At 65.6% G+C, this 23,885-nt stretch carries 15 protein-coding genes and 1 tRNA gene; 5 read left to right on the top strand and 11 right to left on the bottom strand.

The genetic code is table 11. The annotated features are described in order from the left end of the window. Positions 1–27: 27 nt before the first annotated feature. Entirely contained in the window at positions 28–348 is a 321-nt protein-coding gene (locus ACNQS7_RS30875; protein ID WP_418015544.1) for an STAS domain-containing protein, read from the bottom strand. After that, on the bottom strand, positions 348–2,891 hold the full coding sequence (locus tag ACNQS7_RS30870; RefSeq protein WP_418016215.1) for a SpoIIE family protein phosphatase: 2,544 nt from the start codon (positions 2,889–2,891) through the stop codon (positions 348–350). Before ACNQS7_RS30870 ends, ACNQS7_RS30875 begins: the two co-directional genes overlap by 1 nt. A 209-nt stretch (positions 2,892–3,100) precedes the next feature. On the opposite strand from ACNQS7_RS30870, the gene ACNQS7_RS30865 reads away from it, so the two are divergent. Then, positions 3,101–3,943 (top strand): DUF1707 SHOCT-like domain-containing protein, encoded by an 843-nt coding sequence (locus ACNQS7_RS30865; RefSeq protein ID WP_418015543.1) that lies wholly within the window; start codon positions 3,101–3,103, stop codon positions 3,941–3,943. A gap of 65 nt (positions 3,944–4,008) precedes the next feature. Beyond that, positions 4,009–4,079, top strand: a tRNA-Cys gene (locus tag ACNQS7_RS30860). 86 nt (positions 4,080–4,165) lie between these two features. Here ACNQS7_RS30860 and ACNQS7_RS30855 read toward each other — a convergent pair. Further along, positions 4,166–4,996, bottom strand: a complete 831-nt coding sequence (locus ACNQS7_RS30855; RefSeq protein WP_418015542.1) for an LLM class F420-dependent oxidoreductase — start codon at positions 4,994–4,996, stop codon at positions 4,166–4,168. 78 nt (positions 4,997–5,074) lie between these two features. On the opposite strand from ACNQS7_RS30855, the gene ACNQS7_RS30850 reads away from it, so the two are divergent. Continuing rightward, complete coding sequence (locus ACNQS7_RS30850; protein WP_418015541.1) at positions 5,075–5,563, top strand: nitroreductase/quinone reductase family protein; 489 nt, start codon at positions 5,075–5,077, stop codon at positions 5,561–5,563. Here the strand turns inward: ACNQS7_RS30850 and ACNQS7_RS30845 are convergent. Then, the gene (locus ACNQS7_RS30845; protein ID WP_418015540.1) at positions 5,560–6,108 is read right to left on the bottom strand and encodes a TetR/AcrR family transcriptional regulator; all 549 of its coding nucleotides are present in this window, start codon (positions 6,106–6,108) and stop codon (positions 5,560–5,562) included. The genes ACNQS7_RS30850 and ACNQS7_RS30845 overlap by 4 nt on opposite strands. Positions 6,109–6,195: 87 nt before the next feature. Between ACNQS7_RS30845 and ACNQS7_RS30840 the strand changes: the two genes are divergently transcribed. Then, positions 6,196–6,633 (top strand): nitroreductase/quinone reductase family protein, encoded by a 438-nt coding sequence (locus ACNQS7_RS30840; protein WP_418015539.1) that lies wholly within the window; start codon positions 6,196–6,198, stop codon positions 6,631–6,633. Here the strand turns inward: ACNQS7_RS30840 and ACNQS7_RS30835 are convergent. After that, positions 6,630–7,769 (bottom strand): zinc-binding dehydrogenase, encoded by a 1,140-nt coding sequence (locus ACNQS7_RS30835; RefSeq protein WP_418015538.1) that lies wholly within the window; start codon positions 7,767–7,769, stop codon positions 6,630–6,632. The two genes, ACNQS7_RS30840 and ACNQS7_RS30835, sit on opposite strands and share 4 nt — an antisense overlap. 485 nt (positions 7,770–8,254) lie before the next feature. Between ACNQS7_RS30835 and ACNQS7_RS30830 the strand changes: the two genes are divergently transcribed. After that, positions 8,255–12,718, top strand: coding sequence for an amino acid adenylation domain-containing protein (locus tag ACNQS7_RS30830; protein ID WP_418015537.1), 4,464 nt, complete (start codon positions 8,255–8,257; stop codon positions 12,716–12,718). Positions 12,719–12,728: 10 nt separating this feature from the next. On the opposite strand, the gene ACNQS7_RS30825 is transcribed toward ACNQS7_RS30830, so the two are convergent. The 6 genes from ACNQS7_RS30825 to ACNQS7_RS30800 all read right to left on the bottom strand — a co-directional run bounded on the left by ACNQS7_RS30825 (position 12,729) and on the right by ACNQS7_RS30800 (position 23,778). Continuing rightward, complete coding sequence (locus tag ACNQS7_RS30825; RefSeq protein ID WP_418015536.1) at positions 12,729–13,070, bottom strand: hypothetical protein; 342 nt, start codon at positions 13,068–13,070, stop codon at positions 12,729–12,731. Between the two features lie 161 nt (positions 13,071–13,231). Next, entirely contained in the window at positions 13,232–14,089 is an 858-nt protein-coding gene (locus tag ACNQS7_RS30820; RefSeq protein WP_418015535.1) for an ABC transporter permease, read from the bottom strand. Continuing rightward, entirely contained in the window at positions 14,089–14,946 is an 858-nt protein-coding gene (locus ACNQS7_RS30815; RefSeq protein WP_418015534.1) for an ABC transporter ATP-binding protein, read from the bottom strand. The genes ACNQS7_RS30820 and ACNQS7_RS30815 overlap by 1 nt, the downstream gene beginning before the upstream one ends. After that, positions 14,943–20,474, bottom strand: a complete 5,532-nt coding sequence (locus ACNQS7_RS30810) for a type I polyketide synthase (protein WP_418015533.1) — start codon at positions 20,472–20,474, stop codon at positions 14,943–14,945. Before ACNQS7_RS30810 ends, ACNQS7_RS30815 begins: the two co-directional genes overlap by 4 nt. A 119-nt stretch (positions 20,475–20,593) precedes the next feature. Beyond that, complete coding sequence (locus tag ACNQS7_RS30805) at positions 20,594–22,363, bottom strand: NAD(P)/FAD-dependent oxidoreductase (protein WP_418015532.1); 1,770 nt, start codon at positions 22,361–22,363, stop codon at positions 20,594–20,596. A gap of 128 nt (positions 22,364–22,491) precedes the next feature. Further along, positions 22,492–23,778, bottom strand: coding sequence for a cation:proton antiporter (locus ACNQS7_RS30800; protein WP_418015531.1), 1,287 nt, complete (start codon positions 23,776–23,778; stop codon positions 22,492–22,494). Positions 23,779–23,885 lie beyond the last annotated feature (107 nt).

The raw sequence follows: 23,885 nt of genomic DNA, 5'->3' as shown, positions 1-23,885 counted from the left end.
AGCGTTCTGCGTGCGGCGCTAGGAGCGTCAGTGCCCCGCCGGTGCCGGTTCGGTGGTGACCAGTTCGGTGAGCCCGCACATGGAAAGAATGGACATCAGCAGCGGATGCGCAATCAGGTGGATGTGGTCGGCCTGGTTGAACAGCGCGTTGATTGCGGCGCTGTCCAGGTATTCGACGGCACTGAGGTCGACGGTGAGTTTCTGGTCACGGCCCGCCGCCTCGTTCGCGGCGGTGGTCAGCGCCCGGTCGAACGCGTCGACATTGCTCAAATCAATTTCGCCCACTGCCAATAGCACGAATTCGCCATCGTTTCCGCGGGTGGTGTCCAGGGTGAGTGACGTGGGCATCAGGAGATCCTCGCGGATAGATGAACCGTGGTTCCGGCGTTGTCGTAGGCGATCGTGACCTCGTGCATGAGCGCGCGCATGAGCTTGATCCCCCGGCCACGCCGCGGGTAGGAATCCGGATCCGGCGTCTTCCAGGAGCCGCTGTCGGTGATCGTGAGCTGCACCTGGTCGTCCAGTGCCGTCGCACCGAGCGTCACAGTGCCGCCCGGGCTGTGCCGATGGCCGTGCTCGATGGCGTTGGCGACGGCCTCTCCGGCGGCCAGCAGCACCTTCGCCGCTTGATCCTGGTCCAGCCGGGCGCGCGACAACCAGTTGCGGAGCGCGGAGCGAGACGCCGCGAGGTTCTCCGGGTCGGCGGGAAACGTCATCTCCAGCGGCGCCGGATGGCGGTAGAGCATGAGGACGACGTCGTCCTGATAACCGTCGCTCGGTGCGAGGCCGGACATGATCTGGTTTGCCAGGCCGTCGAGTTCGCTGGCGCGGCCGTCCTGGATGAAGCCGGCGGCGCGGGAGATACCGTGCTCGATCGGCACGCGCCGCCGTTCGACCAGGCCGTCGGTGTAGAGGGCCAGGGTGGCGCGTGCGGGCATCGTCGCGTGCGCATCGGTACGTGGCCAGCCGGGCCGCATCCCCAGGGCGATGGTGCGGCCGTCGTCGAGTTTCCGGATGGTTCCGTCGGCGTCGACGACAATGGGCGGGGGGTGGCCGGCGCTGGAATACACCAGTTCACCGGTGTCGGGGTTGAGCACCACGCAGACGGCGGTGGTACACGGTGCACCGGGCAGCCGCGCGGCGAACCGGTCCATCCCGGCGAGCACGGCGCTGGGGCTGGAGTTGTCGAACAACAACGCGCGGCAGGCGCTGCGCACCTGCCCCATCACGGTTGCGGCGGCCAGGCCATGGCCGACGCAGTCCCCGACGATCAACGCGATCCGTCCGTCGTCCAGTTCGACGATGTCGTACCAGTCCCCGCCCACCTGCAGGGGCGGGCTGGCGGCCTGATATCGGACGGTGAACCCGTGCGGCAACTCCGCGGGACCCAGAATGGCGTGTTGCAGCGCCAGGGCGGTTTCCCGCTGCTGGTCAACCTGGTGCACCCGCTGCAGGCCCTGGCCGAGGCGGCCCGCCAGCACGGTGAGCAAGGTCTGGTCCTCGAGGGTGAACGGCCGTCGCTCGGACAGTTCGATCCAGACGACGAGCACCCCCTCGGGATGCTGCAGCGCGATGCCGGCCGTCCCGGGTTTCGTGATGTCGGGCGTGAGAAGGTCGCCGTCGCGCAATGCGGTGAGCAACTCGCGCTCCTCCGGCGACAGGTCCGCCCATCGCGCCGGCTCGCCGACCGAGACCACCAGCGGCGCACCGTAGGCGACGGACTTGGTGGCGTCGCTGCGCGCCGGGAAGGTGACGGCCAGGACGCGGCGCGCCCGCCACAACCGGCGCAGTTCTTCGGCAGCCGTCTGCACCGCGTCGTCGACCGAATCCGCCTGTGCCAATTCCTGATTGAGCGCGTGCTGACGTCCGGCCGCCAGTGCCAGCGCGATAGCGGCATGCTGGGCGAAATCGCTGACGAGCGCGAGGTAGTCACTACCGAAGGCCTGTTGTTGGGGGCCGCGCGCGACTGCGATGACACCGAGTACCGCCTCGTCGGCGACCAGCGGTATGACGATGGCCGAGCGCTCACCGACATCGGTGAACCCCTCGATCGGGTACTGGAAGGAATCGGTGATCAGCGGTAGGCCCCGGCGCGCCACACCGCCCGTGGTGGAGGCATCCATCGGCACCTGCTGACCGACGACCTGCGAGGTGTACCGGCCCGCAGTGGCGGCCACGACGAGCGTGTTCACTTCGAAAGCGGGAAGACCGGGCTCGCCCGGCACCAACAGAATCGCCTGCTCGGCATCGGCCAACTCCAGCGCCCGGTTGACGATGAGCTGCAGCGGCCCGGTCTGGGGATCACCGGACAGCAGCGCCGTGGTGATCTCGCGGCTGGCATTGGTCCACCTCGCGGTTTCGCGCTCCCGCTCGAAGAGCCGCGCGTTGTCGATCGCGGCGGCCGCGGCCGTAGCCAGTGCCCGCACCGCGCCCTCTTGCGAGTCGGAGAACACCCGGCCCGGGCGGTCGTCGGCGAGATACAGGTTGCCGAAATCGGCGGCCCGAACGGTGATCGGTATCGCCAGCAGCGCGCGGATCGGCGGATCGTCCGCCTGAAGAGCCGTGGACTGGGGAAACGCAGTCAGATCATCCACCCGGATGCCCTCACCGACCTGGAGGTCCCCGAGCCGCTGAGATGTGGTGCCGCCGATCCCCTCGTAGATGAAGGAGGACAGCGAGCCGTCGCTCGCCCGCAGCCCCAGCGACCCGTACCTGGCGCCGGTCAGTTCCATAGCCCCGTTGACGATTCGGTGCAACGTCATGTCCAGGTCCAGATCGGACCCGATCTCGACGATGACCCGCACCAATTGCTGCAGTTGGTCGCGAGCCGCTATCAGCTCGTCGAGCTGTTCGTCGATTCCGCTCACCAGCCGGCGCCCGCGCTGCCTGATGACTGCCGGTCGTTGTTCATAGTTTTCGCGCCTAGTCGTCGGGTTCCGTTGTTGTGCGCCGTGCCCGTGTGCCGCACGTTCAATCACAGCACCCGCTCCCCTACCCGCCAACACCGGTCCGCAAACTCGGCCGGGGTGGTACTCGGCGGGCCGTGCGGGCCGTCAAACTTGCGACCGGTAGATACCTGGCCCCTCTTACGATGTTCGGCGTGGTCAGCGAAAACACGCGTGCAACCGACAAGGACCGCAACGACACCTGTCAGGTGCTCGACGCGGCGCTCGACGACGGCCAGCTGTCGGCCGAGGAGCACCGGCAGCGGGTCGGCTCGGCGACCAAGGCCACCACCTTGCGCCAGCTGCATGCCCTGGTAACGGACTTGCAGATCCGTCCCGCGGCCCCCGGAACGTCCACGCCGGCGTCGATCAACAAACGCCGCGTGGTGCTGGCGCTGGTCGGGCTGGCGGTCGTCGCGGCCGGCATCCAGCTCGCCTGGGGGCTGTCCGGCAGCGACTCCCCGTCGGCGCCGCCGACGTCGCAACCTACGTCGTCACCCAGTGTGGCGATCACCGTTTCGTCAGCACCGCCGTCCAGCACTCCCGCGGCGCCCCCGCAGTTGCTGACGCTGAGCGGGGTAACCGGCGTGCTGGCGCAGATGCGCACTCAGTTCGGCGACACGCTCGGCTATCAACTCAACATCTTTGAAAACAAGGTCGTGGTGCTGCGGCCCGACACCGCCAACGCTCACGTGGTCGTGGAGTGGATTCTGCGCGACGGCAGCTGGTCGAACCGCGGACCCAGCACCGCCGCCTTCTCCGGCTCAGGTGTTGGCGACCTCGGCAAATTCGACGTGCAGGCAGTGCTGGGCGTGCTGCACGACGCTCCGCAGACCCTCCAGCTGTACGACGCGCCGAAGACCTTCTTGGCGGTCGAGAGCCGCAAGGACGGCAGCCTGTACATCGACATCCACGTCTCGGACAACACCCGCCGCAGCGGATCGATCGTGGTCTCCGCGGACGGCACGGTCACCGAGATCGACCGGCCACGCCGATAGATAGCGATCTGCCCGAGGTAAACACTGGGCCGCGACCCGTCCCCACTGGCACCGTAGGGCTTCGCGCGGGTGTGGCTGAGTGGCTAGGCAGCGGCCTGCAAAGCCGTACACACGGGTTCGAATCCCGTCACTCGCTCTGCGCGCCCCTGCTGGCGAGCAGACACAAAGTCACCCTGGAACGCATGCTCCGGGGCGATTTTGTGTCTGCCCGCGGTGGAGACGTCAGCCGCGGTACTGGGCGACCCGAGCCGCGTAGTCGTCGAGCAACCGCAACGACTCGTCACGCGGTTTGGTGGGCAGCAGCAACGCGAGCTGGCCGAAGCCCAAATCCTCTGCCGCGTGCCAGTATTCGAGGTTGTTGGGGGTGCCGAACATCGCCAGCGGGACGTCGTGGCCGGCGAGGCCGCGCAACTGTTCGACGCGGCGGGTGACTTCCTCGATCGGGAACGGGTTGGAGATCCAGCCGGCCTCATGCCGCACCACGCGCTTCATCGTGGCGTCGGAGTTGCCGCCTATGTAGATCGGCGGATGAGGCCGGCGCACCGGCTTGGGCCGGATGTAGGACGGCGGGAAGTCCACGTATCTGCCGTGATATTCGGCGGGCTCGTCCCTCCACAGCACCTTGATCGCTTCGATGCGCTCGTCCAGCAGCTTGCCGCGCGTCTTCGGGTCGGTGCCGTGGTCGCGCATCTCCTCGAGATTCCATCCGGCGCCCACACCGAACACGAACCGACCACCCGAGATCAGGTCGATGCTCGCGGCCTCTTTGGCCGTGATGATCGGGTCGCGCTGGATGAGCAAAGCGATTCCGGTGAAGAGCTCGATCGTGGTCGTCACGGCGGCGGCCGCCGCCAGCGTGACGAACGGATCGAGAGTGCGGTAGTAGATCTTCGGCAACTCCCCACCGAGCGGATAAGCGGACTCGCGGCTCGCGGGTATGTGCGTGTGCTCGGCGATCACCAGCGATTCGAAACCGCGCTCTTCGATCGCCCGGGCCAGCGACACCGTGTCGATGCTGTCGTCGTTGACGAATGTGGAGATCCCGAATTTCATCCGCTGCCCCTGTCGGTCGGCGTCGCATCACCTGACAACGACCTTAGGCTGTGTTCGGCCAGGGAGGAGATCTCGTACATGACTCGGCAGCCCGGAACATCCGCAGCGTTCTCCGCTGCCGGACGCCTACTCAGTCGGCCCGCGATGCGGCCGGTCACCCGGACGTTCAGCAATCTGCACGCGGCGATGTACCGATGGACCCGGGGCAGAGCCCAGAACCCCCGGTACCCGACCATGTTGCTCACCGTGACGGGCCGCAGAACCGGTAAGCCGCAGACGGTTCCGCTGATCTACATCAAAGACGCCGAGCGGTTCGTGATCGCGGCCGCCTATGCCGGCAGCGACTCCGACCCGGCGTGGTGGCTGAATCTGCAGGCAAACCCGCACGCCGTGGCACAGGTGCACGACCAGCGATTCGATGTCGAAGCGGAGCTCGCCCCCGCAGATCGGCGCGCGGAATTGTGGCGGAAGCTGGTCGAGATGTATCCGTACTTCACGGGATACCAGCAGCGAACGAGCCGGCAGATCCCGGTGGTGCTCCTGCGTCGCGTCGCGTCGAACAGCTAGCCGCTATTGACCAGCCGGTCGAGCATCCGTGCGGTCCGGTCCAGCGGGTCGGTCGACCGGGCGGCCAGGCACAGAATGACCGCGCCCTCGACGGCGGCCACGATGGTGGTGGCCACCGATTCCGCCTCGTCCATTGCGACCGCCTCGTCCCGCAATCGAGCGGCGATGACCTGCTGCCATGAGGTGAACACCTCACCGGCGGCATCGGCGGCCGCCGGCGACTCGCTGCGTCCGAGCGCGGCCGCCACCACCGGGCATCCCGCGGTGTAGTCGCTGGTGCGCAGCGTGTCTTTCCACGACTCGACGAACGCCGCCAGTGCGGCCCGGACATCGCCGTCCGGCACCGTGAGTGTCGAGTCGAGGAGCCGGCCCGCCGTTCGGGTCGCCTCGGTCATCAGTTCCGATTTCCCGCCCGGAAAGTTGACATAGACGGACCGGCGGGCGGTGCCGCTGTGCTCGAGCAGTTCGGCAAGACCGGTACCGGCCACCCCGTGCCGGCGCAGCATCTCGATGGCGCTGGCAATCAGGCGCTCACGAGCGGTCATCGTCTCCTCCGTCGGTTCATCAGTTGCAGTATACCGATTGGTCTACTACCGTCTCAGTAGACCAATCGGTATAAAACGGAGAGCGCCATGACGAACACGAGCGAAACCAAGACCTTGCAGAAGTTCCGCCGGGAACGCGCTGTCGGACGCTACGTGCTCAACCCGGCCGTGAGGGGATTGAGCAAACTCGGTGTGCGCACCCCACTGGCCACCGAACTCGAGACCGTGGGGCGCAAGACGGGCCGGCTGCGCCGGGTTCCGGTGTCCGTGCGGTTCGACGACGACGGAGCGTGGCTGATCTGCCAGCACGGCACCCGCTCCGGATGGGGCCGCAACATCGTCGACAACCCCAATGTTCGTGTGCGTCAGGGCAATCGGTGGCGCACCGGGGTGGCAACCTTCAGGCCCGATGACGATGTGGTGGCGCGGGGCCGGCAGTTCGGCCGACTGGGAGCCACCGTGGTCAGGGCGCTGGAGACGACGCCGGTGTCGGTGCGTATCGACTTCACCGACCGAGGCCACTAACCGTGCGGGGTCACCAGGAACTTCTCACCGGTCGCCCGCTTGACGTATTCGTTGAACGCATCGGGCGCGAGCATCCCGGCCAGTGACACCTCGCGGGTGTACCTACTGGCAAATGTGGTGGTGAGCTCCGCCGCGACCCGCGCCCGCAGCCGCGCAAAGGTTTCGCCGCCGGCTTTCTGCAGGAACGGGGTGAGCAACCACCCGCCCACACCCCAGGACATCCCGAAGTTCCGGGTGAGCACGGTGGGACTGGTGTCCAGAGCGCCATAGATGTAGACCTGCTTGTGGACGCTCGAGCCATAGCGCGAGTACTGCGCCGCGGTCGCATTGATCGCCTCCTCCATGCCGTTGAGGATCTGACTCACCAGCGTCCCGCCACCGACGGCGTCGAAGGCCAGCGTCGCGGACGTCGCTCTGAGTGCCGCACCGAGGTCGGCCTCGAAAGACTGCGACGATGAGTTGCAGACGTATTCGGCCCCAAGCGATCTCAGCAGATCTTCCTGCTCGGGCTTCCGGACGATGTTCACCAGCGGTATCCCGTCCCGCCGGCACAGCTTGACCAGCATCTGACCCAGGTTCGACGCGGCGGCGGTGTGCACCAGCGCCGAATGTCCTTCGCGGCGCATGGTTTCGGTCATTCCCAGCGCGGTCATCGGATTGACGAAGGACGACGCCCCGTCTCGCGCGGTGGCGTCCCCGGGCAGGACCAGACAGGCCGACGCGGGAACGGCCCGGTATTGCGAATACATCGCGCCGCCGGCGATCGCCACCGTCTTTCCGGCCAGCGCCTGGGCCGCCTCGGACGAGCCGGCCGCCACCACGGTGCCTGCGCCCTCGTTGCCCACCGGAAGTGACTGGCCGAGTCGCGCGGCGAGTCCTTTCAGCGCGGACTGTCCGATCGGGGCGGTGACGACGGGACGCTCGGGCGTCCCTGCCACGGTCGCCTTCGACATGTCGGCGGTCGCCACCAGCAGACCAAGGTCTGACGGATTGATCGGTGCGGCCTCCACCCGGACCAGCACCTCGTCAGCGCCGGGCGTCGGCACCGGAACGTCCTGCAGCGAAAGTTCCAGCGTGCCATCCGAACTCACCAGGGAACGCAGTTCGAGCGCGGTGCCGGGCAGATCTGCGGTCATGACGGGTGCCTCATTCCTCGAGTGCGGCGGATGCTCAGACCATCAAATCGTCACGGGGCGGCTGACGACAAGCCGCTGACGACAATAGGAGTCCCATCCAGGAGGATGGAACTCCTATTGGTGTGGCGCTGAAGTCAGTCGACGACGTTTTCGGCGTGAAATGCGGGGGCGGTGTAAACGGCCTCTGCCTCGCAGAACAAGATCTCGTGTGCCATGGGAACGTCTCCTCTGGTGGTTGTGATTGAAACTGTCGGAGGCGCTTGCCATCCTTCGACATGAAGTCTGCCGATTCTCGGGAAACGAGACATCCCCCGAATAGCCGTGAATCCGGCGGATTGGATTTTCCACCGTGCGGAGGACGGCGACGTCCACCGATCAGAGGACACGGGAACTCGATGAGTTCCGATCTGCGGCGGGTAACCTATCAGCACCCACACGAGAGATAGGTGTCGCGTCTTGGCCATTCGGCGACATGACGGTACCTGATGCCGGAGTTGACGGGCGATCGCCACGACATGGCCGGTGACGAGCAGCCGCTGCCACTGACCCGGAGCCAGCTGGACATCTGGCTCGACCAGGAGACCGGCGGATCGGGAATACCCTGGCAGGCCAGCTTTTTCGCGGTTATAGAGGGTGCCGTAGAGCCGACCCTGGTCGAGCGGGCGGTCCATCGCGCGATAAGCGACTGCGAAGCGCTCAGGGCCGCGATTTTCGAGGCGAACGGGCAGGTCTTCCAGAGGCTTGTCGACTACCCGGCTGTTCCGGTCCCGTTCCTCGACGTGAGCGACTCGCAAGACCCGGTCGCGGAAACCTACCGGCTCGCATCCTTGCTGCAGCGCGAGCCGATGTCGTGGGCCGGCCCGCTGTTCCGATTCGCACTGTTCCGCACCGGCCCGAAGCAATCCTTCCTGTTCGTCTGCCTGCACCACATCGTTGTCGACGGTTTCAGTACCGTGCTGCTGGTCAACCGCATTGCCGCCGTCTATTCCGCCCTCGCCGCGGGCACACCGGTTCCGGAATCCCCCTTCGGCACGCTGGGCGAGCTGGTCAGCATCGAATCGGAGTACGAAGCATCCAGCGACTATCGGGAAGACCTGGACTTCTGGAAAGGCAACCTTCCGCCGCAAAACGACCCGGTGGAATATCGGAGCACCGATGCCGGCGACGGTGACGATTACTACGTCGCCGCACAGCCGGTTGAAATCGACCCCGCCGTTGTGCACGAAATCGACGAGCTATCAAGGGTTTTGGGCATCAGGCGATCATCGGTCATCGCGGCGGCAGGTGGCCTTCTCGTGCAGGGATGGGAGGGCGGCGGACCGCAGGTGGTCCTCGATTTCCCGGTAGCCAGGCGCACCAGTGCGACGTTGAAGACGATCCCGGGGATGGCCGCCGGGGTGGTTCCCCTGACGTTGACGACAGCGGCGACGTCGTCCGTTGCCGATCTGTGCCTGCACGCGGACTCGCAGATACGCAAAATCGTGCAGCACCAACGGTTTCCGGTGCAGAACCTCAGCGGACCTAACCGCGGAGTCGCGCTGAACCTCTTTCCGCCGACGAGCGTTCCGCCGTTCGGCGATGCACCGGTTTCGCTGCTGTACACCAACTTCGGTCGCGGAAATCGGTTCGGGCTGTTCTTCATGAACGAAGGGCAACGGCTGCTCGTCAGCACCGCCGGCGCCGGGGCGCCGTCGAAGGGCTTCGTGGGTGCCGCGCTGGCCCACCGCCTGGCCGGGCTGGTGACCCGCATGGCGGCCGATCCGGGGCGCCGCCTGTCGTCGATCGATCTGCTGGACCCGCGGGCGGACCGCTCGATCATGACGTGGAGCAACCGCGCCGTGTTGGCTCGCCCCGTCACCTCCTTTCCATCGATACCGGAATTGTTTGCCGCCCAAGTCAGCAGGGCACCGGACGCCGTCGCCGTGACTTCCCCGGACGGGGTGCTGACCTACCGGCAACTCGACGCCGCGAGCAACCGGCTGTCATCGCTACTGTCCGGACGCGGTATCGGGCCCGGCGATGTCGTGGCGTTGCTGCTGCCCCGCGGCCGCCGGGCCATCGTCGCGATCCTCGCAGTCCTCAAAGCGGGAGCTGCCTACCTGCCCGTGGACCCGGAGCACCCGCAGGCCCGCGTCACCCTCCTCTTGGCGGACACCCGGCCGGCGGCCGTGCTGACCACCGCCGAGCTCGGGGACCTGGTGGATCGCTACGACGTGCCGGTCATCGGCGTCGACGATCCGGCTATCGCCGCGCAGCCCGATACCGCTCCGCCGGCGCCGGGCGCCGGCGACATCGCTTATCTGCTTTACACGTCCGGCACAACTGGGACGCCCAAAGGTGTGGCGATCACGCATCTCAACATCGCGCAACTCGCGATGGCGCAGACCCCGCTCAATGACCGGACGGAATCTGCGGTGACCCAGTGCCACTCCTACGCGTTCGATTTCTCGGTGTGGGAAATCTGGAGCACGCTGCTGCACGGTGGGCGACTGGTGGTGGTGAGCGAGGATGTCACCCACTCCCCGAACGACTTTCATGCGTTGCTGGTGGCAGAACACGTGACCGCCCTGACCCAGACGCCATCGGCGGTTGCGGCGTTGCCGACCTTGACCGGCACGGCACTGGTTGTCGGCGGTGAAGCCTGCACCGCGGAGGTGGTGGACCGCTGGGCCCCCGGTCGGGTGATGGTGAACGCCTACGGGCCAACCGAATCCACCGTCTGCGTGTCCATCAGCGCACCGTTGACCGCCGGTTCCGGAGTGGCGCCCATCGGGCGACCGTTGCCGTCGACGGCACTGTTCGTGTTGGACCGGTGGTTGCGGCAGGTGCCGGTGGGGGTCGTCGGAGAACTGTACATCGCAGGAAGCCAAGTGGGCGTTGGGTATTGGCGCCGACCGGGATTGACGGCGTCACGCTTCGTGGCGTGCCCGTTCGCCTCGGCGTCGGGCGGTCGTATGTACCGCACCGGCGACCTGGCCTGCTGGGGACCCGACGGGCAGCTGCAGTATAAGGGTCGCTGCGATGACCAGGTGAAGATTCGCGGCTACCGCATCGAGCCGGCTGAGATCACCGCGGCGCTGGTCCGGTCGACGGGGGTGGAGCACGCGGTCGTCATCGCCCGGGAAGACAGTCCCGGTGTGAAACGCCTGGTGGCCTATATCACCGGCGAGGCCGACCCCGACGCGGTCCGCGCCGGGCTCCGGGACCGCCTACCCGACTACATGCTGCCGTCGGCCGTGGTGGCGCTGCCCCGGTTGCCGCTGACCGTCAACGGCAAACTCGACGTCGCGGCGCTGCCCGTGCCCGACTACACCACCAGCGGGTATCGGCCCCCGGCCACGCCGGTGGAGGAAATCGTGGCCGGAATCTTCGCGCGCGTCCTCGGCCTGCGGCGCGTCGGCACGGACCAGTCGTTCTTCGACCTGGGCGGCGATTCGCTGCTGGCGATGCGCGTCGTCGCGGCGGTCAACACCGCACTGGCCGCGGACCTGTCGGTGCGGGTGTTGTTCGACGCCCCGACCGTCGCTGAGCTGGCGCCGCACGTCCACACCGGAACCGCGCCGTCCATAGCGCTTGCACAGGTCGCGCGCCCCGACACCGTCCCCTTGTCCCTTGCCCAACAACGCATGTGGAGTGTCATCCAAGTGCAGGGACCGTCGGCGGTGTTCAACATCCCGTGGGTATTCGAGTTGCGGGGGCAGCTCGACACGCGGGCGCTGGCAATGGCTTTGGCCGACCTGGTGCATCGCCACGAGCCATTGCGCACCATCTACCCCGCCGTCGACGGTGTACCGCACCAGGTGGTCCTGCCGGCCGGCGAGGCCGAATTGCGCTGCGAGGTCATCGATGCCACCGGATGGACGCCGGAGATGATCCGCGAAGCCGTTACCTCGCAAGCCCGCCGCAATTTCGACGTCGCTGCCGAGCTCCCCGTGTCGGCCCGGCTTTACCGCCGGGCCGACGATGAGCACGTTCTGGCTCTTGTGCTGCACCACATCGCGGTTGACGGCTGGTCACTGGCCCCATTGGCCGCCGACCTCAGCGCGGCCTACCGCAGTCGAAACGCCGGGCAGGCCCCGGTCTGGGCGCCGCTGCCGATCCAGTACATCGACTACGCGCTGTGGCAACGGGCATACCTGGGCGACCCGGCGGATGCCGACAGCATGATCGACGCCGAACTCCGTTACTGGGAGCGAACTCTCGCGAACATGCCCGCGCCTTCCCGGTTGTCTCTTGTCGAAGCCGGGTCAACTTCGTACGACAACCAGGGCGATACGGCGGCCGTGCAATGGCCCACGGCGCTGCATCGCCAGATCAACCAGCTGGCGCGTGAGCACCATGCCACCAGCTTCATGGTCGTTCAAGCGGGCTTGACCGTGCTGCTCTCTCAACTGTCCGCAAGCGACGACGTTGTCGTCGGCATCGCGGTCGCCGGGCGCCGCCACCCGATGCTGGACGACCTGGTCGGCATCTTTGTCAACACCGTGTTGCTGCGCATCGAGTTGACCGACGACCCGGACTTCGCGGATGTGCTGGGACAGGTGCGGACGCGCAGCCTGCAGGCATTCGATCACCAGGACATGCCTTACGGGATTCTCGTCGACCGGATCAACGCCGCCCGTTCGTTCCCGCCGGGGCCGTTGACGCAGGTCATGCTGGCGTGGCAGAACAACAAGCCCGCCGAGTTGACGCTCGGCGATCTCGATATCACACCGATCCCGGTGCACACCGGGACCGCGCGGATGAACTTCCTGTTGTCGCTGGCGGAACATTTCACGGATACCGGTGAAGCCGCCGGAATCAGCGGCGTCGTTGAATATCGCACCTCCGTGTTCACTCCCGAGGCCGTAGAGACCATCGTCGGGCGCTTGCAAAAGCTGTTGACGGTGGTGACCGACGACCCGCGGCGGCCGCTGCCGTCTATCGGCGAGCTCGACCAGCTGCCGTGAGCGCTGGCGGTCAGTTCGGCGGCGCGGCTCCCTCGGGCGGAATCGCGCCGCCGCAGCCACCGGGTGGCGGCGGACCGGGCATCGGCTCGTCGCCACTGACGCAGTCGTAGTAGAACTGCGGACCGACCATCCAGGTCTTCATCCACTGATGCCAATACGACCCGTCCGGGTACCTGTCGCCGTCGCATACCGCCAAGTTGCCCCAACCCCACCGCCCGCCGGGACAGAAGCCTTTTGTCATGTCCGGCTGGTGCGGGTCGGGTGGGTCAGCACTGGCAACCGCCGTAGGAAAGGCAAGTGCCGCAGCACAACCCAATATCGCGGCGCCGCAGCGAACACGCTTGAATTTCATTTCGGCTCCCTCGAGTGAATCGGCACGGCAATTCCGTCTATTCCATCGTTTACGACGCGCGGTTCGTTAGTTTATGACGCCGCGGAACGCAGATGTCAACCTCGTTCAGGGGGCCGAAATGCCCTTTCTTGAGTGCAGCCTGCGCAGCGCCGACGGTTGCGTCAGGTCTTGTCGGACCACCGGAAAACGGCTAGACAGGCGATCAGACCGCCGACGCTCCACGCCGTCAGGACGAAGAATGTGTGCCAGTGCTCCCAGCTGCCGGCCGGTTCGAAGATCACCATATTCGGCGGCAACAGCACCGATCGGAATCCCTGAGCCATCCATTTCACCGGGAAGACGGAGCCGATGGTCAACATCCATGCTGGCAGCACCATCAACGGAACATAGGTTCCGGAGAGGAATTGCAAACCCACCGCCGGGCCATTGGTGAGCACGGCCGCCGAAACCGCATTGCTGGCGAAGTTGCTGATGAAGATGCCCAGCAACGAGCAACTGACGATGCCCAGGACGAACACCCAGGTCAGCGTGAACCACCCGAATACCGTTGTGGGTAGCCGCAGTTTGAAGATCAAGACTCCCACCGACAGCAGCACCACCGCCTCGGCGAGGCTGGCGATGGCGACCAGCAGAATTTTCCCGATGAAGTACGAGGACGCGGTCGTGGGCGTCCCCCGAAGTCGCCGTAAGGCGCCGGTGTCACGATCGGCGGCGATGCTGATACCGAGGTTGATGAACGATGTCGAGAGGATGCCGTAGGCGAGCATGCTCGCCGCGATCACCGCGCCGGTGCTGGTATCGCTGTCGGGCAGTTTCGCGGAGAAGATCGAACCCAGCAGGATGCAGATGACCGCCGGCATCGAGAACGTCAGCGCCACCTGCTCGGGCCGCCGGTAGAACATCTTCAGCTCGGGGATGACCCGCGACAGCCCGATGCGCAGCGGCGACGGGAGCGTTGAATCCGGGGCAGCCGCGCGGTGTTTCGTCGGCCGGGTAGTTCTCGTGTGGTCGATGGCCATCACGCGTGGCCGATGAGTTGCAGGTAGGCGTCTTCGAGCGTGGGTCGGGTAACGGTCAGCTGAGTCAATTCCGCCCCATCCCTGGACCGCTGCCGGATCAAGTCCGTCGGATGATCCGTCTGCTCGACGTGGACCCGGTCGCCCTCCATCCAGCGAACCGTTGCAGCGGAGTTCACATACTCGGTCAATTTAGCCGGTGAGTCGAGCGCGACCACTCTGCCGTCGGCGATGACGGCCACGCGGTCGGCGAGGGTGGCGGCTTCCTCGAGGTAGTGGGTGGTGAGCAGGATCGTCGTGCCATCGGCGGCCAACAGCCTGATGAGATCCCAGAACTGTCGCCTGGCTTCCGGGTCGAATCCGGTCGTCGGTTCGTCCAGGAACAGCACCTTGGGCATGGCGATGATGCCGAGTGCGACGTCGAGCCGGCGGCGCTGCCCGCCGGACAGGGTCCGCACCTTTGAAGCCGACACCGAGCCGAGCCCGACGAGTTCGAGCACCTCCTGCGGAACACGAGCAGTCCCATAGCATTTCGCGAACATATGCATGGTTTCGGACACGGTGAGCATGCCGAAGTCGCTGGCCTCCTGCAGCACGATGCCGATCTTCGCGCGCCAGGACCTGCCCGCGCTGCCCGGATCTTCGCCCAGTACCCGAACCTCGCCGGAATCGCGTTTACGGTGGCCTTCGAGGATCTCGATGGTGGTCGACTTGCCCGCGCCGTTGGGCCCGAGGATTGCGAAGATCTCGCCGTATCCGACGTCGAGGTCCAGGTCGCGGACCGCGTGGATCTGCCCGTAGGCCTTGGACAGACCGCGGACGTGCACCGCACAGGCCGGCTCGCACGGTGCAGCGCTCACGCGGGCCCCCCGGCGGGCTCCTGACCGGTGGGTTGGCCTTCGAGCTCGGCCAGCAGCTGGCGCAGTTCGGCCTCGGAAAGCTGTTCGAGAAGTCGGTCGACGTCGTCCTCGGCTGCGGCTGGTTCCGCTGGTCGGTCGTCGACCGCGGCCGCCTCGGCACCGGGTAGCGCCAGCTCGGCGAGGATGCGAGCGGCCAGTGAGTTGACGCTGACGCCTCTGAGCAGTTCGAGCACCGGCAAATCGATCGCGAACATGGAGTTGACCCGCACCCGGAAATCCATGGCCATCATCGAGTCCAGGCCGATGTCGTTGAGGGTGTCGTCGGTGCCGATGTCGGTGACCGCAAGATCGAATACCGCCGAAGCGATCTGGCGGACCTGGGCGGCCAGCGCGTCGAGTCGCTCGGCTTCCGGAATCGCCGCGAGGAACTCGAGTACGGAGGATTCTGAATCGCCGGGGTCCGCCGCGGTCTCGGCCGTGCCGAGTTCCGAGAACATCGGCGGCAGTTGGCCGCCGAGCCCGATGCTGCGGGCCCGCCTCCAGTCGGCGCTGATGGCGACGACGTCAGGCGCGCGCTGATTGATCAGGCGATCGAGGATCCGGGCTCCCGCCGCGGGTGTGATCAGCTCGATACCCCGCTGCGCGTAGACCTTTTCCAGCTTGAGCTCTTCGACCATGCCTACCGACCAGGGACCCCACCCGATGGTGAGCGCGGGCAGCCCCTGGGCCTGCCGGTAGTGCGCGAAGGCGTCGAGGAACGCGTTCGCGGCGGCGTAGTTGCCCTGACCCGGCGAGGCGATGACCGACCCCGCGGAGCCGAACATGACGAAAAACTCCAGATCGTGAAATACCTTGTGCAGCACTCGGGTACCGGTGATCTTGGGAGCCAGCACGGTGGTGAAATCGGTTTCGCTCATGTTCACCAGGAGCTGGTCGTCGACGGATCCGGCGGCGTGGATGATGCCGCGGACCGGTCGGCCCCCGGCCCGGGTGTGGTCACTCAACCACGACTCCACCTGGTCGGCGTCGGTGATGTCGACGCTGGCGGTGATCACTTGGGCGCCAAGGCGTTCCACCTTGCGGATGGTGCTGATGGTCGCGTAGTGCGCGCTGTCCTCGCCCAGCATCGGCCATTGCTCCCGCGGCGGGATTGGGCTGCGGCTCAGCAACGCGATGTGTCGCGCTCCGCGTTCGGCGAGATAGCCGGCCACGGTGCGGCCGAGCGCACCGGCACCGCCGGTGACGACGTAGGTCGCGTCGCTGGTGAGCTTGGTGGGGAATGGTTTGGTCAGGCCGCTGCACAGCCGAAGCCGCGGTACATACGTGGTGTCGCCGCGTATCGCGATCTGGTCCTCGGCTGCGTCGCCGAGTACGTGCCCGCAGATCCGGACGGCCTGTTGTTCGTGGTCGTCGGCCTCGTCGATGTCGATCAGCCCGCCCCAGTGGTTGGAAACCTCCTGGTGCCCGATGACCCGGCCGAGCCCCCAGAGGGGGGCCTGGTCGATGGCCAGTGTTGTGGTGCCGGGTGCCGGTTGCGCGTTACCGGTGATCAGGTACAGGCGGGTTCGGGCGGAGTCGTGCTCCGCCAGGGCCTTGACGAGGTGCAGGACCGCGAGAACGCCTATCCCGTAGTCTTTTTCGGATTCCCCGGCGATATCCAGCGGCCAGCAGTCGATCACCCCGGCCAGATCACCTTCTCGTTCGAGATGGGTGGTGAGCAACTGGCGTAGCTGCTCGGGCCGATGAGGGTCGGCGGCGTACCCCCCGTCGTCTTCCGTCAGCGCGGCGACGGGTCGGTGTGCGGCCGCCCGGACACGTTGGCCGCGGCGCCGCAACTCCTCCACAACCGCGGTGCCGATGCCGGAATCGTCGACCAGGACCAACCAGGCGCGATCCTCGGCTGCGTCCTGCTGATGATCTTCTTCGCTTGCCACCCAGGCGATTTCGTAGAGGCCCTTGTCGATGCGTTCGGGCGACATGCGGGACGAGGCACTCAGGGATTCCACCGTGAAGCCGGTGAAGACCGCGAGCAACTCTCCGAGATCGTCGGTGATCGTGATGTCACTCTCGATCTGTTCCCTGGTCGCCGACACGACGCGAACGTGAGCGGTCATGTTCTGCCGGGGCGGACCGTAGATGGCGCTGTGCCGGATTCGGGTGGGAAGGTACGGACTCTCGTCGGAGTCCTGTCCGGCGATGTCGGCGCCGAACAATGTCTGGAAGGCGCCGTCGATGAGCGCCGGGTGGAATCGGTAGTGATCGAGTTCGCCGGCGATCGGTGCCGGGACGGCGATCTGAGCGGCCGCCCAGCCGTCCCCGGAGGTGAGCTTGGCGACGGTCTGAAACGCCTCGCCGTAGGCGAACCCGATGGCACGGGTGCGGTCGTAGAACTCGTCGCCGCTGAGTGTGGTGACGAGTTCACCGTCGTGGTGGGTGTCGGGGCCGTCGGGTCGGGACGACCTGGACCGGGTGCTCAGTTCGGCGGTCGCGGTGATCGTCCACTTCAGCTCGCCGTCGGCGGTTGCGGTGAACGCGGCGAATTCCAGGGCGCCGGTGTCCTGGTTGAGCGTGGTCCGGAGCACCGGATCGCACGTCTCGTCGAGGATGAGGGCGCGTTTGAGCACCAGGTTGTCCACCCGTTGGTCGGTGGATCCGTAGGTTTCTCTGCCTGCCGCCAGCGCCATTTCGATGAACACCGCGCCAGGCACAATCGTGCTGCCCTGCACCTGATGGTCGGCGAGGAAGGGCGCGATGGTGGTGCTCAACTCGACTTCCCAGGTGGGGTGCACGGCGCTCACCGGTTGCCCCAGCAGGGGGTGAACCGGGTTGTAGTGCAGATCCTCCACCGCTTCCTGGGTTTCGTTCCAGAAGCGCTTGGACTGCCACGGATAGTTGGGCAGCTTCACCAGGCGGGACCGGTCGCGCGGGTACAGCGCATCCCATGCGATCGGGTGGCCGTGACAGTGCAGCGCGCCAACACAATTCATCAGTGTGCGCGAATCGTCGTCGTCGCGGCGCTGCGCGGCCATGACGACGATGTCGGTGTTCTGGCTGCCGGCGATCTCGATGATCGACGACGCCAGCACCGGATGCGGACCCAGCTCGACGAAGTGGGTGTATCCGTCTTCGAGCATGCGGCGGGCTGCCGGTTCGAAAAGGACTGTGGCGCGGGTGTTCTGCCACCAGTAGGCGGCGCCGGCCGCATAGCTGTCCAGCAGCTCGCCGGTCACCGTCGAGTACAGCGGGACCGTCCCCAGGTCCGAGGACAACCCCTGCAGGGCGCTACAGAGGTCGTCTTTCACCGCGTCCATGTAGTGGGTGTGGTACGGGACCTGGACGTTGAGGAACCTGTTGAAGACTTCGGCATCCTCCAGCTGGCCGGCGATGTCGTCCAGGACGTCGCTGTCGCCGGCGATGGTCACCGCCGACGGACTGTTGATCGCTGCGATGGACACCCGCCGCCCGATCTCATCGCGCGCTTTGTCGTCGAGCGTCTGCAGCAGCAGGTCGGCGCCGAGGCCGACCGCCAGCATGCGGCCGAGTCCGCTGGTGCGCTGTTGAAGACGACTGCGGTGGTAGATCACCTCAATGGCCCGCTCGAAGGTCAGCAGTCCGGCCAGGTGGTGCGCCGCCACTTCGCCGGCGCTGTGTCCGATCACCGCGTCGGGTGTAATCCCCCACTGCGCGAGTTGAGCGGCCAGGGCTACCTGGACGGCGAAGTTGGCCGGCTGCGCGATCGCGGTTTCGGCCATCCGGGAGCTCGCCTCGTCGCGGCGAAGTTCCTCGAGCAAAGACCAGTCCGCGTAGCGCGACAGTTCGCGGTCGCTGCGCTTGATGCTCTCGGTGAAGGCGGGATAGACGTCGAGCAGTCCCCGGCACATCTTCCACCACTGCGGACCCATGCCGGTGCAGACGAAAGCCAGTTTCGGCGTGGTCGGGTGGGTGCGGTTCGCGGCGATCTGTCCCCCGTCGGCCAGCGCCTGAAGTTGGTCCCGGGCGTCGGCGACGCTGCTCGCCACCAGCGCACGGCGATAGTTCAGATGCGAGCGGCGTTGGCCGAGGGTGTAACCGAGATCCGGAAGCGTCAACTCGGGATGGGCGCGCAGGTGCCGTGCCAGATTATCCGCGGTCGCCAGCAAGGCTTCTTCGTTGCGCGCCGAGATGGGCAGCACAGCCAGCGGTAGGCGCTGAGCTTGGTCGGGGGCCACGCTCGGGGCGGGCGGCTGCGCCAGCACGACGTGAGCGTTCGTGCCGCCGAAGCCGAAAGAGTTGACCCCCGCCAGCCGCCGCGGGCTCGCCGGAAACTCCCGGCCGCTGCGGGGGATGTCGATCTTCAGCTCTGCCAACGGGATTGACCCACTGGGATTCTTCAGATGCAGGTTCGCCGGGATGTGCCCGTATTTGAGCACCAGCGCCGTCTTGATCAGACCGGCGACGCCGGCGCCGGCTTCGAGGTGGCCGATGTTGGTCTTGACTGATCCGATCAGCAGTGGCTCGGTCGCCGGACGGTCCGCGGCGAGCGCGTTGGCGAGCGCCCGCATCTCGACCGGGTCACCGACGGGTGTTCCGGTGCCGTGCGCCTCCACGTAGCCGATCTCGCCGGGACGGACGCCCGCGCGCTGCAGCGCGGTGGTGATCGCGGACTGTTGCGCCTCCTCGCTGGGGACGGTGATGCCGTCGGTGTGGCCGTCCTGCGACACCGCTGTGCCGAGGATCTGGGCGTATATCTCGTCGCCGTCGCGCAGTGCCTGCTCGAGGGGTTTGATGACGACTACGGCGCCGCCTTCTCCGCGTGCGTAACCGTCAGCGGACTCGTCAAACGCCTTACAGCGGCCGTCCGGACTGAGGAACCCGCTCTTGGACTCGGCGATAGCCGTGTTGGGGCCGACCATGATGTTCACGCCGCCGGCCAGCGCGAGGTCGCACTCGCCGTTCCAGATGCTTTGAGCCGCAAGGTGTACCGCGACGAGTGAGCTCGAACAGGCGGTGTCCACCGTCATGCTCGGCCCGCGGAAGTCGAAGGTGTAGGAGATCCGGTTGGCCAGCATCGTCATCATCATCCCGGTGGCGGAATGGGTCTTGAAACGGTAGCGACTGGTGCGGCCCTGATTCTGCAGAAGCTGGTAGTCCAGGGTGAAGCCGCCGATGAACACACCGACGTCCGTACCCGCCAACTTGTCGGCGGGCAGGCCGCCGTCCTCCAGCGCCTCCCAGGTGGCCTGCAGCATCAGTCGCTGCTGCGGGTCGAGCAGGTTCGCCTCGCGCGGCGAGATGCCGAAGAACTGTGGGTCGAACTTGTCAATCTCGCTGAGGAACCCACCCCGGCGGGTGACCATCTTGCCGACCTTCGCCGGGTTCGGGTCGTAGTACTTCGCGGCGTTCCATCGCGTCTCCGGGACGACGCGCGTGGCATCCGTTCCGCTGCACAGCAAGTTCCAGAAATCGTCCGGGCTGTCTGCGCCACCTGGGAAGCGGCACCCGATTCCTACTATCGCCAAGGGTTTTCGAGTGCCGTGCTCGGCGCGCATGTTCATCCTTTCCCGCTGACGAGAAGTTCGCGAGTACCGCTGAACCGCTGCCAGGAGCTTGTTCGGTGATTCAGCGGCAGTGCGCGGCGCGACCGCGTGATGCGTGAATCTTCTTCGGGCTAACTGAATTCGAATGCAGGTGCGCTGCTGACGATCCACTCGTGACTGATCGGATTGGTAGCCTGCTCGCGGCGATAGATGGAGCGGAGTTCACGCAAGAGCGAATCTCGTTGCCACGCTTGGACCTGCCGCATGGCATCGTCATCGGAAAACCTTTCGCACTTTTCCGCAATTACTGTCTCGACCAACTGGCCCGCTATCTGGCGCAGCAACAGCGCGTTCGCGTCAAACCGGGCGGTGAAGTCCGCAGCCCGTCCCATCATCGCCTTGTGCAGCGTGACCATGAAGTTCAGCGGGGCATAGAGATCGACGAAGCCCCCGGCGGGACGCGCGCCCTCGATTGCGGCCCATTCCCGGAAGAATTGTTGCATCCGGTTGCTGAGCGCGATCAGTCCCTCCAAATAGGGCACTACGCCGGGGTCGTCAGCGACACTGACGAATCGGTCGTTGCTGTAGAGAAGACCCAAAAATCCCCAGTAGAAGGCAATATCCCAGATCACCTTCGCGGCCATGACGGCAGGTGAGCCCATCAGGATGTACTGGTCGCAGTAAATAGCCAGCCACATCTCGGTGAGGGACCGAAACAACGAATCGCTGATTCCGGCCCTTCCGACGACATCTTCGCCGTCGAGTTCACGGACAATCATGTCGGTGATGAGACCGTTGCCGATTGCAACAAGGTCCAGTCCGGATGAATACAGCGGATCCAGGAAGATTCCCGAGTCTCCGGTTACGCACCACCGGTCGCGTCCGTCATATACCTGGCTGGCACCGTGACTGTAGTTCTTCATCACTCTGAAGTCTTTGATCAAGTGATCGATATCGGCCAGCACCGCGGCACATTGCGGCTCGTGCTCACGCAACCATGATTTGGCCTTGGCAAGCGTATTGAAATCGTTGAATGCATGAAATGCCGGGTCTGCCACAATGCCGACGCTGGTGGCTCCGGATGCCAATCGGATGAGCCAGACCCAGTAGCCCTCCCCCATCAGATGATTGGTCGACATGGCCCGGTCGCCTTCGATCAGCCGCGCCTGCCAACTCGGGTCGTCGCTCCACTTACCGATATCGATCTCCGCCGCGACTCGCAGCCACACGGCGTTGCAGTTGTGCTCGTTGGGCCGCCTCAGCTCCAGTTGCCGGGGCAATGCCCGATTTCGCCCCGACGCGTCAGCGACCCAACGAGCGGTCTTGTGGGTGATGGTGTCGCCATTCTGGATGGAAATGGTGTGAGAACGGCTTCCGTAACCCAATTCAACGGATCGAACCCGGCCTGTGATAACAGTGATGCCGGCGGACACGCAGCGTCGGTTGAGCTCGTTTTCCAGCCTGCCGCGATCGATTTGGTAGGTGACCTGATGCGTGAACGAGGAACTGCCGAGTTCCATTCGCTGAGCGATATCGGCGTTTCCGTTGTGCGTGAAGAACATGCGCAGACCCATCTTGCGAATCTGTGCGGTGTTGAGATGGTCGGCCAGTCCGAGGCGGTCCCGCAGGTACTGCGCGGAAATCTCCACCGTGGACTCACCGACCGTGTGGGTGATCTCCGGAGCCGGATGCGCGTTGGCTTCGATGATGAGCACTCTGGTTTGCGGCCTGGCCCGGTGGAGTTCCAGAGCCAGCGTAAGCGCCGCGATGCCGCCCCCCACGATCGCGACGTCGTAGTCCGCTGCGGTGGGCTCACCACAGGAGAGCTGGCTTTTTATTTTTTGCGCGAGGGCCTCCCGTGCCTCCGCGCTCAGATGCGACAGCTGCGCTCGCACGTCCACTCGTCCCCCTTCGCAAGTGCGTTTGGCGAAGTTAGTTAATAGTTAAGTAGGTTACACGAAATGCAGGTCAGGTTCGCCGCGCAGTCGCGGCACCGGGCGGCCGCAAACCGACCTCCATCAGACCTGATCTAGGCGGAGCCGTCGGCGGGCACGGTCGCGGGCTGGGGCAACTCGCTGGGTTCATCGACTCGGTGGCGACCGTAAACAAACTCGAATATCGGTGTGGCCATCAGGGTGGTGACAATGGCGACCAGGACCAGAATGGTGAACAGCGTCGGAGTGATGATGCCGGCTTGAAGTCCGATGTTCAGCAGGATGAGTTCGATCAATCCGCGGGCGTTCATCAACGAACCCAGCGCTACGGATTCGCGAAAAGGAACCTTATTCAGACGCGCCGCAACCGTGCACGCGACACCTTTGCCCAGGATCGACACGATCAGAATCCCCAATGTCACCGCCCACAGCATGGGACTGTTCAACAAGCCGATCTGCGTGTTCAGTCCCGAATAGACGAAGAACAGCGGCAACAGGAAGGTGGTCACCAGTGGGTCGAGTCGGGCGGTGAGTTCTCGGGCGAAAAAACCCGACGGCATTGCCACGCCGAGGATGAACCCGCCGAATATCGCGTAGATACCGATGGTGTCGGTGAACCAGGCGCACGTCATGAGCAGAATGAGGACCGTGCTCAGCACAGGTGCGGTGATCGTGTTGCGCCGTTCGGAAATCGTGCCCAATACCTTGAATGCCCGCCGCCCCGCAGTGAGCAGAAGCACGCTGTAAAGAATGCCGCCGATTATCGCGGTGGCGGCCAGGGCGGGATTACCGCGGTGAACGGCAAGGACTATCGCCAGGATGCACCAGGAGAGAGCATCGTCAGCCGCGCCACACGCCAAGGCGAGCGTGCCCAACGGCGTGCCGGACAGCCGTTGTTCGAAAATAATCCGGGCCAGCATGGGAAAAGCGGTGGTTGCGATCGACGCGCCCAGGAACATCATCGCCATGACGAGGGTGACGCTTTTGTCGAAATAGATTCCCTGCGCCAGCAAGGGCATAGCGAGGGCCGCGCCCAGAGCCAGCGGTGTGAGAATCCCGGCAGCAGAGACGGCGACCGCGGTGCCCGCTCGGTGTTTGATCAGGTTGACATCGAAATTGAGGCCGATAAGGAACATGTAAAGCACCAGACCGATTTGCGCCAGGGTGTACAGCACGGTATTCGCCTGCCCTGAAGGAAACAGGTGGTGTTGTATTCCCGGAGCGAATTTTCCCAGCAGCGACGGCCCGAGTAGGACACCCGCGATCATTTCGCCGACCACTTGTGGTTGCCCGACGCGTCTTGCCAGCAGCCCCACCACCCGGCACGTACCGAGGATGACGGCGAGTTCGAGGAAGAAATGAACTGCGGTTGCTGCGGGCATCAATCAGGTCCTCGGTTTCACGGTGGACAGGCTGCCGAGGCGGATGTCGGTGTCCAGGTGCTTATTTCGACGATCGTAGCCAGGCTCAGTCGGGTGTGCGGCTCTTC

Origin of the sequence: Mycobacterium sp. 23 (assembly GCF_048287075.1) — a bacterium.
GTDB classification, from domain to species: domain Bacteria; phylum Actinomycetota; class Actinomycetes; order Mycobacteriales; family Mycobacteriaceae; genus Mycobacterium; species Mycobacterium gordonae_B.
The sequence above is the reverse complement of the archived record's forward strand: the minus strand, read 5'-3'. Positions and strand labels throughout refer to the sequence as shown.